A 17852-nucleotide genomic window follows, 5' to 3' on the forward strand; every position below is an offset into this window, starting at 1 on the left:
ACCAGCACTTCGCCGGCCCGCGGACCTTCCAGCTGCACGGTCATCACTTCGAGCGGTTTTCCGGCCTGAACGGCAACAGCGGCGCGAACGTCCATCTTCACAATCTCCCTGACAATTTTATTGGGGTTGACCTTGGCATGGCCGGTAAGCCGGGCTCAAGCGAAAACGGCCCGGCGGCCTTTTGCCCTCAGGCGAATTCCATGATCACGGCATCGACGGCCAAGCTTTCGCCGGCTGCGGCATTGATCTTCGAGACGACGAGGTCGCGGTCGGCGCGCAGCACGTTTTCCATCTTCATCGCCTCGACGATCGCAAGCGTTTCCCCCGCCTTGACCTCCTGGCCCTCGGCGACCGCGATGGAAACGACGAGGCCGGGCATCGGGCAGAGCAGCAGCTTTGCGGTATCGGGCGGCAGCTTCACCGGCATCAGCCTGTCGAGTTCGGCATGACGCGGCGACAAGACCTTGGCCGTCACCGAAAGCCCCTGCCAGCCGATGCGCAGCCCGTTGAGGACGGGGCGGATCTGCGCGGTGATATTCCGGCCGCCGACCGTGCCGCTCCAGACCGGATCGCCGGGTCTCCAATCGGTGACAACGCTGCTGTTCTCGCCCTCTATCGCCATCTCCATATCGAAGGGGATGGTGACGAGGCCGTCGATCAATCTGACAGCGACATGGCTGTCGCCTGTCTTGACCACCCAGTGCTCGCGCAGCGTGCCCGATGCGGCGCGCAGGCGATCGGCGAAACGCTCGCGCCGGTTCGTTTCGATCAGCGAGGCGGACAGCGCAATGGCGGCAAGCGTGGCCTCTTCCGTGCGGTCCGGTTTCATCGGCGCGAAGCCATCGGGATATTCCTCGGCGATGAAGCCGGTGGATAGCCGCCCCTCGCGCCAGCGCGGATGTTTCATCAACGCCGATAGGAACGGGACATTGTGCTCGATGCCGTCGACGACGAAGCCGTCGAGCGCCCGCCCCATGGCCTCGATCGCCTCCAGCCGTGTCGGCGCCCAGGTGCAGAGCTTGGCGATCATCGGATCATAATACATCGAGATCTCGGCGCCTTCGAAAACGCCGGTATCGTTGCGGACCACCAGATTGCCGGTCCGGCCTTCGGCCGGCGGGCGGTAGCGCGTCAGGCGGCCGATCGAGGGCAGGAAGTTGCGATAGGGGTCTTCGGCATAGAGCCGGCTTTCGATCGCCCAGCCGTCGAGCCTGATCTCCTCTTGAGCGAGGGCAAGCGGCTCGCCCGCGGCGACCCGGATCATCTGCTCGACGAGATCGATGCCGGTGACGAGTTCGGTCACGGGATGCTCGACCTGCAGGCGGGTGTTCATTTCGAGGAAATAGAAATTACGGTCGCGGTCGACGATGAATTCGACCGTGCCGGCGCTCTGATAATCGACGGCTTTGGCCAGCGCCACCGATTGGTCGCCCATCGCCTTGCGGGTTTTTTCGTCGAGGAAGGGCGAGGGCGCCTCTTCCGCCACCTTCTGGTTCCGCCGCTGGATCGAGCATTCGCGCTCGCCGAGATAGACGACGTTGCCATGCGCATCGGCCAGCACCTGGATTTCGATGTGGCGCGGCTCGACGATGAACTTCTCGATGAAGACGCGGTCGTCGCCAAAGGAACTCTTCGCCTCCGAGGTGGCGCGCTCGAAGCCGTCGCGTACCTCGGCCTCATTCCAGGCGATGCGCATGCCCTTGCCGCCGCCGCCGGCCGATGCCTTGATCATGACGGGATAACCGATCCCGCCCGCGATCACTTCCGCATGGGCGGCATCCTCGATGACGCCGAGATGGCCGGGCACGGTGGATACGCCAGCGGCATTCGCGAATTTCTTCGATTCGATCTTATCGCCCATCGCCATGATGGCTTTCGGCTTCGGGCCGATGAAGACGATGCCCTGCTTTTCCAGTTCCGCGCAGAAGGAGGCGCGCTCGGACAGGAAGCCGTAGCCCGGATGCACAGCCTCGGCGCCGGTCGCCTTGCAGGCGGCAATGATCTTTTCGGCAACCAGGTAGCTCTCGGAGGCCGCGGCCGGGCCGATATGCACGGCCTCATCGGCCATCTCGACATGCAGCGCGTCCCGGTCCGCGTCCGAATAGACCGCCACGGTCAAAATGCCCATGCGGCGCGCAGTCTTGATCACGCGGCAGGCGATTTCGCCGCGATTCGCGATCAGAATTTTCTTGAACATCGAGACTCCACCCAGAAATGCGTTCCGGAGTTTTACGCACAAAACACCGGAACGCACAATCAGGCTTGAGGACTGGCAGGCTTGAGGAGCTTCAGGCGACGGCCGCTTCCGCGACGGGTTCCTCGTCGACGATGCGCAGCCAACGGCTGCGCCGCGGCTCGGCATAGTCGCGCAGCTCGGCGGCAGCCATGATGCCGGCCCAGTGCGGATGATTGGCGCCGGGCAGCGTCGCCTGATCGATCTGCTGGAGAACGCCGTATTCGACCGACGAGACGGGAATGACGCCGCCTTCGGCGACGCTTCTGAAAATGCGCATCGTGAAATCGACGTCCTGGCGGGTAATGCCCCGGCGGTCGACAGCGCGCGACAGCTTGTAGCCACCGATATTGTCGGTGATCGCCACGCGGAGCTGATCAAGGGCAAGCGCTCTCAATTCACCGGGGACATCGGCTGAAATCTCCATGACATGTAGAATGAGCTCGAGTTCCAGCGCCGAGTTGACGACACCATCGGTCGTGAACATGCGCATGATCCACGCGACGTTGATCTCATCAAGCGAGCCCTGCGGATAGGTGTAATGGACGATGAAGCCGGCGAGCTGCTCGACGAAGAACGCGTTCCACGCGGCACATTTCTCGGGGCAGGAATTGTTGAGCGCCAACATCGCCACGACATCGTCGGATGTCCGGATTCCTTCCGGAAAAGCATGTTTGCGCAACAGGACTATATCTTCGGCCGTCAGCCGATGCTTGCCGGCCACCACACAGGCCGGGAAAGCGAGACGAAATTCGCTCATGTTTTAGCTCCAGGCTTCATCATGAAGCCGGAAACTGTTTTACCGTCTGCGAATTGACGATCCCTCAAGAAGCGGAGTTAATCCGATATTCCCGGGATCAGGAGGATTTTAGCGATCGCGCCTGCAGCCGCTCTCGCCAGATGATGAAGAGACCGGATGCGACGATGATGAAGATGCCGATCCACTTGGAAAAATTCGGGAAATCGTTGAATAGCGCATAGCCGAGAACGGTCGCCGAGATGATCTCGAAGTATTGGAACGGCGCAAGCAGCGACAGCGGTGCGAGCCGGAAAGCCCGGACGATCAGCAGATGCGCATAGCCGGAGATCGAACCAAGGGCGAGCAGCAGGACAAGACCGAGACCGGAGGAGGGCAGAGACATGGCGAAATCGGCATTGCCGGAACCGCTACCCACGAAAAGGGCGGCGGCCATGAAGAGCGTTCCGCCGATTCCCGCCATCGTCTGCATGGTCAGCGGCGAATCGGCCTCGCCGATGGCGCGGTTGAGGAACAGATAGAGTGAGAACAGAAAGGCACAGGCGACCGGCAGCAGCGCCTTCAGGCCGAATATTTCGTAGCTCGGCTGAATGACGATCATCGCGCCGCCGAAACCGACGACGATCGCCATCCAGCGCCGCCAGCCGACCTTCTCGCCGAGGAACAGCGCCGACATGGCCGTCAGCATGAATGGCTCGACGAAATAGATGGCGAAGACGTCGGCAAGCGGCATGTACTTGACGGCGACGAAGAAAAGCAGGCTCGCAGCGCCATGCAGCACGCCGCGCAGCAGGTTCATCCATGGCCGCTTGGCCGAAAGCGCCTTCAGCCCGAAAACGGCGACGAGAATCGGCAGTGTGCAGGCGATCTGGAAGAAGAATCGGTAGAAAGTCACCTGGCCGGGCGACATCGCCTCGAAGGTCGCCATATATTTTGCGATGGCGTCCATTGTCGGCAGGATCAGCATGGCGCCGGACATGATGGCCATGCCCTGCAGGGAGTTTTGATGGGCTGGATGCTCTGACATGGCGGCCGATTCATGACTGGGATGACGCCATCAACCATGCGAAGGCCGGCCGATCAAGCCGAGCAACCGCAAATAGCGTCGAGGAAATCGAAATCGTCGCTTGGAAAGCGTTTCCCTGAAGGGAGATGGTGCGGTCGAGAAGACTCGAACTTCCACGGGTTGCCCCACAGCGACCTCAACGCTGCGCGTCTACCAATTCCGCCACGACCGCATCGTGGTAGGTGCCGATTTGCGTCGGCGGGGCAGCATGTAGCAAAAGCATTTGGGGTACACAAGGGCGATATGACAGTTTTTTTCAAATCCGGTCACAGCATTTGAATTGCCCCCGAAACGGGTCCATATAGGTCTCCCGCCGCCCCCTTTTTCAGGCATTTCGGGGAGTGCGGCAAGGAATGGCCATGCTTCGCACCGATCTCGAATTCTCCATGCTCCCGAATCTCGGCAACCGCCCGGTGCGCTGGCGCATCGCCGATGGCCTCGTTGCCTATGAAGAGGCGGTGGAGACGATGGAGCGCGAGGTGGCGGTGATATCGGACGGCGGTGACGAACTCGTCTGGCTCGTCGAGCATCCGCCGCTCTATACCGCGGGCACCAGCGCCAATGCCCAGGATCTCGTCCAGCCGGACCGGTTTCCGGTCTTTGCGACCGGGCGCGGCGGTGAATATACTTATCACGGACCCGGCCAGCGGGTCGCCTATGTGATGCTTGACCTGAAGCGCAGGCGCCAGGACGTGCGCGCCTTCGTTGCCGCCCTGGAGGACGTCGTCATCCGCACGCTTGATATGATGAATGTGCGCGGCGAGCGGCGTGAAGACCGCGTCGGCGTCTGGGTGCGGCGGCCGGAAAAGCCGTTGCTTGCCGATGGAACGATGGCCGAGGACAAGATCGCCGCCCTGGGGATCAGGCTGCGGAAATGGGTGACCTTCCACGGACTGTCGCTCAACGTCGATCCCGACCTCGATCATTTCGGCGGCATCGTGCCCTGCGGAATCTCGGCCTATGGCGTGACAAGCCTGGTCGATCTTGGCTTGCCGGTGATGATGGCCGATGTCGATATGCGGCTGCGCACCGCCTTCGAGGCGGTTTTTGGCGAAACAATTAGCGAAAGCTGATCGTTCGGAACGGCGCCCCGCCCCCGTCAATTTGCATTTGAAGACATGGCCGGTTTCGGCCCTGGTCTAGGACGCCGTTCTGTCAGATATGGTCGAATGCCTTAACCCATAATTAGCGGTCTCGCATATATAGCTTGCCTCAACTTTGTGATGTGGAAGTCTTGCGAACTATGAAAAAACAGGCAGCGACAAGCTGGTCATTCCTCGATGTCTATTTCGTTCTCGATATCGTCGAAAAGGTCCTGGTCGGCTACTTATTCGTTGCGATCGTCATGCGTATCGTGCCTCAGATGCAGGACAACAGGGCGATCATCGACGGCCTGCTGCTCTTTTCGGAGGGGGCCGCCGCCTTTCTCATTCTGACGCGCCGGCCGACGCGAAATGCGTCGCTGCGGCTCTATGACTGGACGGTCACCGCCGTTGGCACGCTCTTCCCGCTGCTCGTCTCACCCAACACATCGGAACCACTAGCGCCGCTCGCAGTCTGCGGAACGGTGATGGTCCTCGGTTTCTTCCTGCAGATAGCGGCAAAGCTGTCATTGCGGCGAAGCTTTGGCCTGGTGCCGGCCAATCGCGGCATCAAGATCGGCGGCCCTTACAAATTTGTCCGCCATCCGATGTATGCGGGTTATCTGATGATGCATATCGGCTTCTTCCTGACACATCCGAGCGTTTGGAATTTTGCCATCTATGCGACGGCGCTGACCGCGCAATGTTTCCGCCTCCTCGCGGAGGAGCGGTTGCTGAAGCAGGATCCTGCTTACACGGCCTTCATGGCCACGACCCGCTACCGGCTTGTTCCATTCGTGTTCTAATACGATAGGGAAGCAGATTGAAAAGAGAAGGGCCGGTTAACCGGCCCTTTCTTTATTGGATCAATGCGTGGCGCGGCACGCTTCGGTGCGGGAGGCGCCGCTGTCGGCACCCTTGGTGTGGGAGCCCTTCGGGCCAATCATGCTATGGCATGGGGGCAGGGCGTTGATGCTCGCCGTAGCGGTCTTGTCGACGGCAGGGGCGGCCATGGCGCTCGGGGCGAAGCCGTCGCTGTCATTGGTGTAGTCGCTGGAATAGGCCGGGGCCTTATGGTTGGTGTAGTGAACAGGGGCCGGCTTGGACATCTGGCTCGGGGCGAAGCCGTCGCTATCGTTGGTGTAGTCGTCGGAATAAGTCGGCTGGGCGAAGGCGGCGCCTGCAAGGCTGACGGCGAACACGGACGCGGCAAGGGCAAATTTGATGCGCATGGGTCTATCTCCTCAATCTGCTGTTGAATTTCACAACATAAAACCAACCCTCGGCGCATCCGAGTTCGCGCCCCAATTTAGGCAATTTTGTGATGGAACGGCGCCGCAGCCGCGACCTTTTGTCCGAATAAAATCACAGTCTTGTCACTGAAATTGACGTTCGCGTTATGGAAGCCCGCCTAAGCAAAATGACAGGAAATGGCTAGTTCGAAATCATGTTGCGATGCAATCTGGAATTGTTAACTTTTTGTAATGTTGGAAGGGCGACACACCGAGGCGGCGGGACGCGTTGCCGCCCCCGCCGACTATCCATGTCTTGCGCGTGAATCAGTCTTCGTTCGGGATATGGGCATCGACACCGGTCAGCTGCAATTTGTTGCGGACATGGTGGACGCCGTCGACCGAAAGCGCGCCGAGTTCGACCTTGCGGGCGATGCCGATCGTCTCTACCGAACCTTCCAGTGTGACGACGTGCCCGTCGGCATGAACCTCAATGCTGTTGATGTCGACCTCGGGAATGTTTTCGAGATTGTCGTTCACCCGCGCTTCGAGTTCGTCGCTTTCATCGCGGTCGATGGTATCGGCTCGCAGCGAATCCTTCAGACGATTCTCGTTGCCCTCTGCATCCGTGCCGTCGATCCGGAAGCCTTGGTTGGGATCGCTGTCGAAATTTGCCGCCGTCTCGCCATAGGGGCGGTTGGCCGGATCGGCGCCGGTACCGTCGGCATAGGGCCAGCCGTCGTCGAGATTGCGTTCCTCGAGGTCGCGATAATCTTCCTCGCGGGAAAGCCCTGCCTTTTGGTCAAAAAGCTTTGCGCCTTCGCGGGAAATGGGGGGCTTGTCACCTGTCCTTGCCATTGCAGTCGCTCCTAGTTTCTTTTTTGGGGGAAACGCTGGGTTTCTTTGCTGGAAACGCCGGCAGCGGCGAATGGTTCGGCGCGGGAGCCGATTTGTCGGGCCTGATCGTCAGGCTTTATCCTCAATTTGGCGCCTTCTCCCATTTCTTCACGAGGCGGTTGCGCTTCAGCCGCGAAAGGCGCTGCAGCCAGAAAATGCCGTCAAGCTGGTCGACTTCGTGCTGGATGCAGATGGCGAGGAAGTTGTCGGCGACGTCCTCATGCATGCCGCCCTCGGCGTCCCGATAGCGGAAGCGGATCGACCGCGGGCGCGTGACCTCGTCGGTCGCTCCCGGCATCGAGACGCTGCCTTCAGCATGGGTCATCGTCTCCTTCGAGAACCAGGTGATCTCCGGGTTGACGTAGAGGCGCACGCCGTCGGTCTTGTCGAGTTCCAGCACCGTCACGCGGGTGAAGACGCCGATATGGGCGGCGGTGATGCCGACGCCGGGCGCGGCGCGCATCGTCGCGAGCAGGTCGTCGGCAAGTGCGGCAAGCGATGAATCGAAGACGGTCACCGGCGTGCAGACGGTCTTCAGACCAGGATGCGGGTAACGCAGGATCGGGCGAATGGGCATGGGGCGGCGTTCCTCGGCTCGGATGCGGGGCGAAACTATCGCCGGCCGCGGGCATTGTCATCAAGCGGCAGGTTTGCTGCTTTACGGCAGGGATGCTTTCAGCTAGCAGGAGCTATGGATTCCGGCCGCGTAAACCTCGCGCGGGGATTCGCTTATCTGCTTGTTGACAATATGTTTTCCGCCGACATTCGCGAATGCGGCGCTGTAGTCGTTGAAATTCGAACCAGATGCGAGGGCGGCAGATGACGACGACCGATGGCGAAGACCGCATCCGCAGGCGTCCCGAGGACGAGGAAGCCGATATCTACGACGAGGACGGTAATGTCCGCAGCGATTTCCTGGCGCTGGTCGGCGCGGCGATCGCCGACCGCGACACGCTGTTCCTGCGCCAGAATGTTGCCCGCCTGCACGAATCCGAAATAGGCGATCTGCTGGAAGCGATCCAGCCGGATCAGCGCCTGGCGCTGGTGCGCCTGCTCGGCGACGATTTCGACATGACGGCACTGACCGAGGTCGACGAGGCGATCCGCCGCGAGATCGTCGACCAGATGCCGAACGAGCAGATCGCCGCCGCGATCGGCGATCTCGATTCGGACGACGCCGTCTACATTCTCGAAGATCTCGACAAGGAAGATCGGGAAGAGATCCTGGCGCAGCTGCCGTTTACCGAGCGGGTCCGGCTGCGCAGGGCGCTCGATTATCCCGAAAGCTCGGCCGGCCGCCGCATGCAGACGGAATTCGTCGCCGTGCCGCCGTTCTGGACCGTGGGACAGACGATCGACTACATGCGTGACGAGGAGGATCTTCCCTATTCCTTCTCGCAGATCTTCGTCATCGATCCGACCTTCAAGCTGCTCGGCGCCGTCGATCTCGACCAGATCCTGCGCACCAAGCGGCAGACGAAGATCGAGCAGATCATGCGCGAGACCAACCATCCGGTCCCGGCCGAGATGGACCAGGAGGAGGCCGCCCAGCTCTTCGAGCAGTACGACCTTCTCTCGGCCGCCGTCGTCGACGAGAACGGCCGGCTGGTCGGCGTGCTGACCATCGACGATGTCGTCGACGTCATCCATGAGGAGGCGGACGAGGATATCAAGCGCCTCGGCGGCGTCGGCGACGAAGAGCTGTCCGACAATGTGTTGTCGACGGCGCGATCGCGTTTCCTCTGGCTGCTGATCAATCTCGGCACGGCAATGCTGTCGGCGAGCGTCATCGGCCTGTTCGACGCCTCGATCGAGAAGATGATCGCGCTGGCGGTGCTGATGCCGATCGTCGCCTCGATGGGCGGCAATGCCGGCACGCAGACGATGACGGTGACGGTGCGCGCGCTCGCCACCCGCGATCTCGACATCTACAATGCCGGCCGCATCATCCGCAGGGAGGCGGGTGTCGGCATCCTCAACGGCATCGTCTTCGCGACGATCATGGGCTTGATCGCCGGCACCTGGTTCCACGACTATCAGCTCGGCGGGGTGATCGCCGCGGCGATGATCATCAACCTGATGGCGGCGGCCCTTGCGGGCATCCTGTTGCCGCTGCTGCTCGACAAGGTGGGCGCCGACCCGGCGATCGCCTCGTCGGTCTTCGTGACGACGGTGACCGACTGTACCGGCTTTTTCGCCTTCCTCGGCATTGCCACATGGTGGTTCGGCATTTGAAAGGTTGTCAAAAATTGACTATTACGTAAAAGTCAATATTATTGCCGGTTCATGACGGGGAACACATGCTGGTGAACAAATATTATAGCATAACGGAGCTGACGCGCGAATTCGGTGTCTCGACGCGCACGCTCCGCTTCTATGAGGACGAGGGGCTGATCCATCCGGAACGGCGCGGGCGTACCCGTCTCTTCCGGCAGGCCGACCGACGGCTTATTGGGGAGATCCTGCGCGGCCGGCGCATCGGTTTCACTATTGCGGAGATTCGCGAGATCATTCAGGTTTACAAGGAGCCGCCGGGCGAACTCGGTCAGTTGAAGCTCCTGATGAAGCGCGTCGACGAGAAGCGCGACGACCTGCGTCAGAAGCGCAAGGATATCGACGACACGCTGGTGGAACTCGACAATATCGAAGAGGCCTGCCTTGGCCGTCTCGCCGAAATCGGCGTCACCACCTGAGCCGAGCTGACGTTATTCCACCTCGGCGCTGCATTCGCCGGCGATCGTCTGGACCCGCTCATCGTTTTGTACGTCGATCTCGTTTGCCTGCAGCTGAGTCAACAGGCTTTGGGCCTGCAATTTGTCGAGCGTGCACTGGCAGAAGCTCTGGCAGAGCGCTTCGCCCTGTTGCATGACGCAACTGGAGTTGCATTGCTTTAGGTAAGTTTCGGCCGGATCCGGCTGCGGCGGCGGGACGAGAAGCGAAAGCCCGTAGGCGATGGCGATCAGCACCGGCTGATGGATGAGGTAGAAGGCAAGGCTGTGGCGGCCAAGCCGCGCCAGCCACCAGGAGCCGGTGCCAAGGGCGGCAAGCCGATGCGGCAGCCTGGTTCTGATGGCGATCGAGGCGATGCTCAACCCAGCGAAGAACGGCGTTGCCCAGGGAAACAATGGCACGTAGTCGTTCGACCGATCCGGCATGACGGCAAGGCCGATCCAGGCGAGATATTTCGGATCGAAAAAGGACGAGCGCAGCAGGCCGGGCGTGCCGAAATTGTCGATGAGCCAGGCGGCCAGGAGCGCTGTTGTAACGATCAGCGTGACGGCGAGCGGAAGCCTGATGAAAACGATACCGATCAGCGTCAGCACCGCGATACAATGCAGGATGCCGAAATAGATCCACGTGTCCGGCATGGCGATTCGCGTGGCGATCGAGATGCCGGCAGCGGCCGCGGCAATCATGCCGAAACGCTTCCAGAAGGAAGGCCAGCGGACCTCCGGCTTGCTGGAGAGCACGAGGCTGATGCCGACGATGAAGAGAAACGTCGTGGCGATCGCCCGGGCATAGATCTTCAGCCAGCCTGTCTCGGCCGTGCCCGGCGCGAGATAACTCATGAACTCCATGTCCCAGCTGAAATGGTAGCTCGCCATGGCGATCAGCGCGGCGCCGCGCGCCGTGTCCAACAGGCCGATGCGAGGCGGTCTTGCCGCCGCATCGGCTTCGATTGCCGGCAATGTCATCACAGTCCCTCGGGCAAATCACGTCCGTCGCTCGACGGCATGTCGCGGCGAATGGCGGAAAGGTTGAGATTCGATGGCGGGCCGGCATCCATGATCGCCAGCCGCGCCTGCGAGAAGAATTGCCGCCGCGCCAGGACGAAGATGACGATCGCCGTCGTCGCCATGAAGACATAGGGGTTGATGAACCAGCCGAGATAGCCGATCGACAGAAAGATCGCCCGGAGGCCCTCGTTGAAATTGCTGCCGGCGATGACATTCATGCGGATGACGCGTTCGGCGGCCCGCTCGGCAGCGATGATGTCGCTCTCGGCGTCGCGCAGCATCGGGATCGAGCCGAACAGGATGGTGCAATAGTTGAACAGCCGGTAGGACCAGCCGAACTTGAAGAAGGCATAACCGAAAAGCGCTGCCAGCCCGCCGACCTTCATCTCGAAGACCGCATGGCCGCCGTGCAAGACGAAGGGCAGGTCGGCGAAGACGGCGTCGACCTTCTCGGTCGCCCCGAGCAGCGCGAAGCAACTGCCCAAGGCGAAGATCGAGGTCGACGCGAAGAAGGCGGTGCCGTTCTGCAGGCCCGCCATGATCTGCGTGTCGATCATCTTCAGGTCGCGGCGCAGCGAATTATAGATCCACTCGCGGCGCCGTTCGATCATCGCATGAGTGAGGCTGGTGCGTCCGAAGAAGGTGCGGCCATGCAGCAGCCAGGAATAGCCCATCCAGACACAGGCAAAGAAGGCCAGAGCGATATAGTCCGCCGTCGTCATCAGTGATTCAGTCTCCGCATGAAGTGCGGCCACCTTACATATGCATCGAAATGCTGCAATGACTGGTAAGGCGGGCGTCATCGTTTTAGTGTGCAGCTCCAATGTCGCACCGGCTGCATGCGATGTCGGTGGCCCGCGCGGATTGAAAACCGGCGTCGCTTAAGCTTACATCCTCGTAATCAGAAGGCACATTCATGTTTCTCTCGGTATTCGATGTCTTCAAGATCGGTGTCGGGCCGTCGAGCTCGCACACGATGGGTCCGATGTCGGCCGCCAACCGGTTTCTCGCGCTGATCCTGTCGAACGAATGGCCGCGCCCGTCCTCGGGCGCGCAGGTCGTGGCGATCACGGTCAGCCTGCACGGGTCGCTCGCCCATACCGGCATCGGCCACGGCACGGGCAGGGCCGTCATTCTCGGGTTGATGGGCGAGGCGCCCGACAGCGTTAATCCCGACAAGATGGACGGTATCGTCGATACGGTGGAGCGCACCGGCCGCATCACGCCGGAGGGGCATCCCGGCTATCAGTTCCAGCCAAAGACCGACCTGATCTTCGACAAGAAACAGCCGCTGCCCGGCCATGCGAACGGCATGATCTTTTCCGCTTTTGACCGGGACGGCCGGCTGCTCGTCAAGCGCATCTATTATTCGGTCGGCGGCGGTTTCGTCGTTACCGACACCGAGCTGGAACAGATGCGGGCGAAGAAGAATGCAGCAGGTGGCACACGCGTGCCCTATCCCTTCGCCACCGCCAGGCAGATGCTCGAGATGGCCGAGCGCTCCGGGCTGTCGATCGCCCAGATGAAGCGGGCGAACGAGGAGAGCCAGCGCAGCCCGGAGGAGCTTGATCAGGGTCTCGACCGCATCTGGGAGGCTATGCGCTCCTGTATCGAGCGCGGGCTCAAGGTCGAGGGCATCATGCCGGGCGGCCTCAACGTCAAGCGCCGCGCCCGCCGGATCCACGACAAGCTGGAGGAGGAGTGGCGGAGCAACCGCGTCAACCCGCTGCTCGCCAACGACTGGCTGAGCGTCTATGCGATGGCCGTCAATGAGGAGAATGCCGCCGGCGGGCGCGTCGTCACGGCGCCGACCAACGGAGCGGCCGGGGTCATTCCGGCGACGATCCGCTATTACGAGCATTTCCACGAGGACTGGGATCAGAACGGCATCCGCGATTATCTGCTGACGGCCGCGGCCATCGGCGGCATCATCAAGCACAATGCCTCGATCTCCGGCGCCGAGGTTGGCTGTCAGGGCGAGGTCGGCTCGGCTGCGGCGATGGCGGCCGCCGGCCTTGCCGCCGTCATGGGCGGCACGCCGGAGCAGATCGAGAACGCCGCCGAAATCGCGCTCGAACATCATCTCGGCATGACCTGCGATCCGGTCGCGGGCCTGGTGCAGGTTCCCTGTATCGAGCGCAACGCGCTCGGCGCCGTCAAGGCGGTCACCGCGGCATCGCTGGCGGTCAAGGGCGACGGCCAGCATTTCGTGCCGCTCGACGCCTGTATCGAGACGATGCGCCAGACCGGCAATGACATGAGCGAGAAATACAAGGAAACGTCGACGGGCGGCCTGGCCGTCAATGTCGTCGAATGCTGAGTTTGTGGACTCGTGATGGTTCTCGCTTGACGCCTGCCGCCAAAAGGATTTCAACGGCGGCATGGCATTGCATCTCATCAAACTCTGTGTCGGCGCCGACTCGATAGACGATCTGCGCGAATGGGTGGCGGAGCGGTCGCTGCGCGCCATCGCCGCCGGGCTCGAGCCGCATTCGGTGCACACGACGCGCATGGTACCGAAACGCATGGAGGAGCTGCTCGATGGCGGCTCGCTTTACTGGGTGATCAAGGGGCAGGTGCAGGCGCGGCAGAAGCTGCTCGGCATCGAGACCTTTACCGACGGCGAGGGCATCTCGCGCTGCCGGCTGATGCTCGGCCCGGAGGTCATCGAGACGGCTGCGCAGCCGAAGCGTCCCTTCCAGGGCTGGCGTTATTACACTGAAGACGATGTGCCGCGCGATCTGACGAGCCTCGGTGCCGGTATCGTCGAAATGCCCGCGGACCTTCGCCGCGAGCTGACAGAACTTGGCCTGCTCTAATGCCTGCCGCCCGAAAACGCCTGTCGGGTCCAGGCGGCGGCACCAGCTTCAGCGCAGGCGCAGTTGCACCGGCGCGCTGCCATCAGGCGAGGTCACATGCAGATGGATGCGGGCTTCGGGCTGGGAATAACGCCAGGCGCGGGCGCCGTGGCAAAGCAGCAGATTGATGAGATCGCGGGTCTTCGGAGACTTCGCCTTGGGTCGCTGCAGGCCGATCTCGGCCAGCCGCATCGCCGCCTCGTGCAACGGATGCAGCGATGAACGCCCCTTGGCCGCCATGCGGCGGTCTGAAGGCATTCCCGGAACATTCTCATTGATCGCCATTGTCTTCCCCGTACGCCATACTGATCGAGTTCAAGAACGATGGCCGGAAACGCAAACACCGATTCCGGCCGTTAGCGATACCGCCGGCCATCTCGCAGGCAGCATCGAATAGCTCATTGGGCAGCCGCCCAGCACTTGATACCGGCCTTCTTCAGGGCCTTGCAGGCATTGACCGCATCGCGCTGGTCGTCGAAACCGCCGAAGCGGGCGCGGTAAAGCTGGTCACCGCCGGCGGCATAGGCGACGGCGAAAGGCTTTGCCGAGGCCAGTGCCTTGCCGCCCTTGCTCTTGGCGCTCTCCAGAAGATCCATGGCCATCTGCCGGCTCGGCGAGACGCCGACCTGCACGACCCAGCCGGTCGGACCATTATCGGTTGAAGCGGCGCTGGCCGAGGCAGGGGTGGTCGAAGCGGTGGTGACGTTGTCGACCGCCGTATCGGCCTGTTCCGGCCGCGCGGAGGCGGGTGCCGGCTTCGGCGCGGCGAGCGATGCCTGCTGCTTGAAGGTCATGGTCTTGACCTTGGTCGGCGCCGGCATCGGCTGGGCTACCAGCGGATTGTCGGACTTCGGCTGAGCGGTTTCGGTATAGGCCACTTCGGTCTCGGCGACCTGATAGCGGGCATCCGGCAGCGGGCCTTTATGCGGCAGACTGAGATCGGCGGCGGCTGCCGAAATCGGCGGTTGTGCTGCGGTAATCGTCTTTGCCACTTGCGGCTGGACCTTCTGCGGCATGACCGGAGCGGGCGTCACGATCATCGCCGGGGCAGGGGCCGCCTCAGCGATCAGTGCCGACGATCCGCCGCGGCTCGATGCCTTCGGCAGATAGGTGGCGATCAGATTGCGCATCTGGGCATCGCGGGCAGGCGTCGAGGCGCCGCCGAGCACGACGCCGACGATCGACTTGCCGTCCACCTGCACGGAACTCACCAGATTGAAGCCGGCAGCGCGGGTATATCCGGTCTTGATGCCGTCAACGCCGCGCACCGAACCGACGAGGCGATTGTGGCTGCGGATCGTGCGGGTACCGAACTTGAAGGCGCGGGTGGAGAAATAGCCGTAATATTGCGGAAAATGCTGGCGAAGGGCGATGCCGAGACGGGCCTGATCGCGCGCCGTCGTCATCTGCGCCGTATTCGGCAGGCCGTTGGCGTTGCGATAGGTGGTGCGGGTCATACCGAGCGCATGCGCCTTGGCGGTCATCAACTGGGCGAAACGATCCTCGCTGCCGCCGCCGAGCATTTCGCCGAGCGCGGTTGCGGCATCATTAGCCGACAGGGTGACGAGGCCGAGAATGCCCTGCTCGACGGTGATCGTGCCGCCAGCGCGAACGCCGAGCTTGGTCGGCGCCTGAGCTGCCGCGTGGGCGGAAAAGGGAACCGGCGTATCAAGACGGATGCGGCCTTGCTCCAGTGCCTCGAAGGTCATGTAGATGGTCATCATCTTGGTCAGGGAAGCGGGATATTGCAGCCGGTCGGCATTCTCACTGTAGAGAACGTTGCCGGTCTTGGCGTCGACGACGATGCCCGCATATTTCGAATTCGCCGCTTCCGCTTCGGCACTGACCGAATCGACCAGGACGACCGTGAGGGCCACCGAAAGGATCGCCATGAGCTTTGCAAAAAAGCTGCCGGATCGGGACGATGATACGGAGGAGACTGACCTTGACACTATTCCACTCTTCGCTTGCATTTCAGATATTTGGCATTCGGATTTCGGCGTCGGGACGGCACGCCTCCCGTAGTACAGCCCGTCTTTAGAATTTACCGATTGGGCGTTACCAATCCGTTTATGATGAATCGTTTATCTCGCTGTCCGGGGAGCATTTTAGGGACTTGTCGCGGAACGGTTCATAAGGCGCGCTTCCACAAAGGTGCGGATAGCGGCATCAATATGTTCCCAGTCATTCAAATGGCTGCTTGAGAAGCGGTAGAGAACGCTGAGATCCCTGCCGACTTTGATATCGCGCTGACAATCACCGCTCGCCGCCTTATCCGGGGATGAAGGCAGTATGCAGCGCACGACGTAATCCAGCCCGTTCTTGGCGGGCGCCGTCAGCAGCACCTCGTCGCCGTAACCCGCGTCGGCGCGAAGACGGTGCAGCGTCAGGCCGTCGCGGAAGGGCTCGGCCAGTCCTTCGAGCAGGTGCGAGTAGATCGGCTCCAGCCGCCCGGACATGTCTCGCGACATGGTGCTCTGGGTCAGTTGCAGAAAGATCAGGCCGGAGGATTGGCCGATATCGTCGAATCGAATGCGGTTTTCCTTGCCGTAGCCCTGCATCTCAGGCCAGGCGAGGTAGAGATCGACACGCTCGGCCGCACCGTCATGCCTTTGACTCGGGAAGCGGATCGCATTCTCGGGGAATTTCACGGTGTCGCGGCCGATGGCCAGCGTGATATCGGCCGTGCTGTCGGTGTTGCCGGCAAGCGAGATATGCCGGCCGAACCAACGGCCGCCGACGCTGATGGCGACGGTCAGAACCGCAAGAATGGCGATCACCGCCATCGTGCGGAGGAGAAAACCCATGGAAAAAAGCGGCTGCTCGTCGGGTGCGCTGTGCGCGGCGTGGCTCATGGCGGTGCTTCGTGTTTCGGTCCGCCGCAGGAGGAACATGAGCCGCCGGTGCCGATGATGAATCTGATCGGCATGATCAGACCGGCACGGTTAATAATTCGCTAAGATGTCAGGGGTGTGGGTCGCACTGGAACGAAAGCCTGTCCCGAAAAAGAGCGAGCCGTTCCCGGGACAGCGGGAACGGCTCTTGGGCGCCGGTCGGGGACGGGATGCGGGGACTGACCGGGCCGCAGGCTGTTCTTACTTGACGCTACCAACCGCGACAGCGCGGCCGTCCTGGAGCTTCGACCAGCGGGCCGGGTTGTCGGCGGACTGGCGCTTCAGATAGGTATATTCGGTATCCGACCACAGCAGCACCTTGTTGCGCATGTTGTCGAGGATAAAATCGCCGTGATCGGTGCGGACCGTCAGCACGGCATGGCCTTCGCCGTTGGGCTGCAGCACGACGGTGATCAGCGTGTCGGATGGCGAGAAGCCGTCTTCGATCAGCATCTTGCGCTTCAGCAGGGCATAATCCTCACAGTCGCCGACCGTTGTCGGGTAAGCCCAGCGTTCTTCGACGCCGTAAATCTGTTCATCCGTCTCCGGCTGGATCGTCGAATTGACGGTGTAATTGACCTTGAGGATTTCCTTCCAGCGATCCTCGGTGAGGATGGCCGGCCCGGCATCGCCGCCGGCAAAGGAACATTCCGTCGGATTCGCCTTGCAGAATTCATAGTGCCCGATCGGCGGGCTGGCGTTGCCCGCCAGGGCCATGCTGGCGGGCATCGCTTGTCCCGAACCCGCCATCGCCAGCATGAGGGCACCGGCCAGAAGGCCGCCTTTCCAGATGTTTGCAGTTGTCATTACCGTCTCCCCGTAAGTTGAGGCGACAATGACACGGACGTTTTTATCTCACGGAAAATTGCGTAATAGAATTAGAGGCTTAGTTGATTCAAATGCCGATAAAATCTGGCTAAAAACAATCTCGAATGCGCGTAAAATTCGACGCGCATTTGTCTCGAAATCGATTAAAATTGTAATTCCCGCAACAAGGCTTTCGCGTGGGAAAAGCTTGAATTACCGTCTGGCCGTTAAGGATTTTCATTGAGCCGGATAACGGCCGGCGGCGGTTGGGCGTTGCGCAGTAGGTTGG

At 61.6% G+C, this 17852-nt stretch carries 18 protein-coding genes, 1 tRNA gene and 1 pseudogene; 6 read left to right on the forward strand and 14 right to left on the reverse strand.

Translation table 11 applies throughout. The features are described 5' to 3' along the window. The 5 genes and pseudogenes from FHX03_RS34200 to FHX03_RS09630 form a co-directional block, all read right to left on the reverse strand. Positions 1 to 95, reverse strand: a pseudogene (locus FHX03_RS34200) (GNAT family N-acetyltransferase); the annotation flags it as partial. Between the two features lie 92 nt (positions 96 to 187). Beyond that, positions 188 to 2197 (reverse strand): acetyl/propionyl/methylcrotonyl-CoA carboxylase subunit alpha, encoded by a 2010-nt coding sequence (locus FHX03_RS09615; RefSeq protein WP_183853451.1) that lies wholly within the window; start codon positions 2195 to 2197, stop codon positions 188 to 190. Between the two features lie 91 nt (positions 2198 to 2288). Continuing rightward, positions 2289 to 2993 (reverse strand): hypothetical protein, encoded by a 705-nt coding sequence (locus tag FHX03_RS09620; RefSeq protein WP_097628806.1) that lies wholly within the window; start codon positions 2991 to 2993, stop codon positions 2289 to 2291. A gap of 97 nt (positions 2994 to 3090) precedes the next feature. Next, the gene (locus FHX03_RS09625; protein ID WP_097628807.1) at positions 3091 to 4017 is read right to left on the reverse strand and encodes a DMT family transporter; all 927 of its coding nucleotides are present in this window, start codon (positions 4015 to 4017) and stop codon (positions 3091 to 3093) included. Positions 4018 to 4143: 126 nt separating this feature from the next. Continuing rightward, positions 4144 to 4228 (reverse strand) — tRNA-Leu (locus FHX03_RS09630). A gap of 181 nt (positions 4229 to 4409) precedes the next feature. Here FHX03_RS09630 and lipB point away from each other — a divergent pair. Together lipB and FHX03_RS09640 are read left to right on the forward strand one after the other, a co-directional pair. After that, positions 4410 to 5129: a lipoyl(octanoyl) transferase LipB gene (lipB, locus tag FHX03_RS09635; protein WP_097628808.1), complete on the forward strand. Its 720-nt coding sequence runs from the start codon at positions 4410 to 4412 to the stop codon at positions 5127 to 5129. Positions 5130 to 5299: 170 nt separating this feature from the next. Continuing rightward, positions 5300 to 5944: a methyltransferase family protein gene (locus tag FHX03_RS09640; protein ID WP_097628809.1), complete on the forward strand. Its 645-nt coding sequence runs from the start codon at positions 5300 to 5302 to the stop codon at positions 5942 to 5944. A gap of 60 nt (positions 5945 to 6004) precedes the next feature. Here the strand turns inward: FHX03_RS09640 and FHX03_RS09645 are convergent, their stop codons facing one another. The 3 genes from FHX03_RS09645 to FHX03_RS09655 all read right to left on the reverse strand — a co-directional run bounded on the left by FHX03_RS09645 (position 6005) and on the right by FHX03_RS09655 (position 7844). Beyond that, entirely contained in the window at positions 6005 to 6370 is a 366-nt protein-coding gene (locus tag FHX03_RS09645) for a hypothetical protein (RefSeq protein ID WP_097628810.1), read from the reverse strand. A 327-nt stretch (positions 6371 to 6697) separates the two neighbouring features. Beyond that, positions 6698 to 7228 (reverse strand): BON domain-containing protein, encoded by a 531-nt coding sequence (locus FHX03_RS09650; RefSeq protein WP_097628811.1) that lies wholly within the window; start codon positions 7226 to 7228, stop codon positions 6698 to 6700. 121 nt (positions 7229 to 7349) lie between these two features. After that, positions 7350 to 7844, reverse strand: coding sequence for a peptide deformylase (locus FHX03_RS09655; RefSeq protein WP_097628812.1), 495 nt, complete (start codon positions 7842 to 7844; stop codon positions 7350 to 7352). A gap of 242 nt (positions 7845 to 8086) precedes the next feature. On the opposite strand from FHX03_RS09655, the gene mgtE reads away from it, so the two are divergent. Continuing rightward, positions 8087 to 9502 (forward strand): magnesium transporter, encoded by a 1416-nt coding sequence (gene mgtE, locus FHX03_RS09660; RefSeq protein ID WP_097628813.1) that lies wholly within the window; start codon positions 8087 to 8089, stop codon positions 9500 to 9502. Between the two features lie 65 nt (positions 9503 to 9567). Then, on the forward strand, positions 9568 to 9960 hold the full coding sequence (locus FHX03_RS09665) for a MerR family transcriptional regulator (protein ID WP_037073057.1): 393 nt from the start codon (positions 9568 to 9570) through the stop codon (positions 9958 to 9960). Between the two features lie 12 nt (positions 9961 to 9972). On the opposite strand, the gene FHX03_RS09670 is transcribed toward FHX03_RS09665, so the two are convergent. Both FHX03_RS09670 and FHX03_RS09675 read right to left on the reverse strand, forming a co-directional pair. Continuing rightward, positions 9973 to 10962 carry a heparan-alpha-glucosaminide N-acetyltransferase gene (locus FHX03_RS09670; protein WP_183777664.1) on the reverse strand — a complete coding sequence of 330 codons (990 nt, stop codon included), beginning with the start codon at positions 10960 to 10962 and terminating at the stop codon, positions 9973 to 9975. Then, entirely contained in the window at positions 10962 to 11726 is a 765-nt protein-coding gene (locus FHX03_RS09675) for a DUF599 domain-containing protein (RefSeq protein ID WP_097628815.1), read from the reverse strand. Before FHX03_RS09675 ends, FHX03_RS09670 begins: the two co-directional genes overlap by 1 nt. Positions 11727 to 11920: 194 nt before the next feature. On the opposite strand from FHX03_RS09675, the gene FHX03_RS09680 reads away from it, so the two are divergent. Then, on the forward strand, positions 11921 to 13324 hold the full coding sequence (locus FHX03_RS09680; RefSeq protein ID WP_097628816.1) for an L-serine ammonia-lyase: 1404 nt from the start codon (positions 11921 to 11923) through the stop codon (positions 13322 to 13324). A 61-nt stretch (positions 13325 to 13385) separates the two neighbouring features. Then, positions 13386 to 13823, forward strand: a complete 438-nt coding sequence (locus tag FHX03_RS09685) for a DUF1489 family protein (protein WP_183853453.1) — start codon at positions 13386 to 13388, stop codon at positions 13821 to 13823. A gap of 48 nt (positions 13824 to 13871) precedes the next feature. Here FHX03_RS09685 and FHX03_RS09690 read toward each other — a convergent pair whose 3' ends face one another. From FHX03_RS09690 to FHX03_RS09705, 4 genes are all read right to left on the reverse strand, one after another. Then, positions 13872 to 14147 carry a hypothetical protein gene (locus FHX03_RS09690; protein ID WP_003586322.1) on the reverse strand — a complete coding sequence of 92 codons (276 nt, stop codon included), beginning with the start codon at positions 14145 to 14147 and terminating at the stop codon, positions 13872 to 13874. Between the two features lie 113 nt (positions 14148 to 14260). Then, entirely contained in the window at positions 14261 to 15835 is a 1575-nt protein-coding gene (locus FHX03_RS09695; protein WP_183853455.1) for a D-alanyl-D-alanine carboxypeptidase, read from the reverse strand. 135 nt (positions 15836 to 15970) lie between these two features. Then, entirely contained in the window at positions 15971 to 16756 is a 786-nt protein-coding gene (locus FHX03_RS09700; protein WP_183853457.1) for a hypothetical protein, read from the reverse strand. Positions 16757 to 16957: 201 nt separating this feature from the next. Then, on the reverse strand, positions 16958 to 17563 hold the full coding sequence (locus tag FHX03_RS09705; protein WP_183777666.1) for a transglutaminase-like cysteine peptidase: 606 nt from the start codon (positions 17561 to 17563) through the stop codon (positions 16958 to 16960). Positions 17564 to 17852 lie beyond the last annotated feature (289 nt).

Source organism: Rhizobium sp. BK456 (assembly GCF_014194045.1).
Taxonomy (GTDB): domain Bacteria; phylum Pseudomonadota; class Alphaproteobacteria; order Rhizobiales; family Rhizobiaceae; genus Rhizobium; species Rhizobium redzepovicii.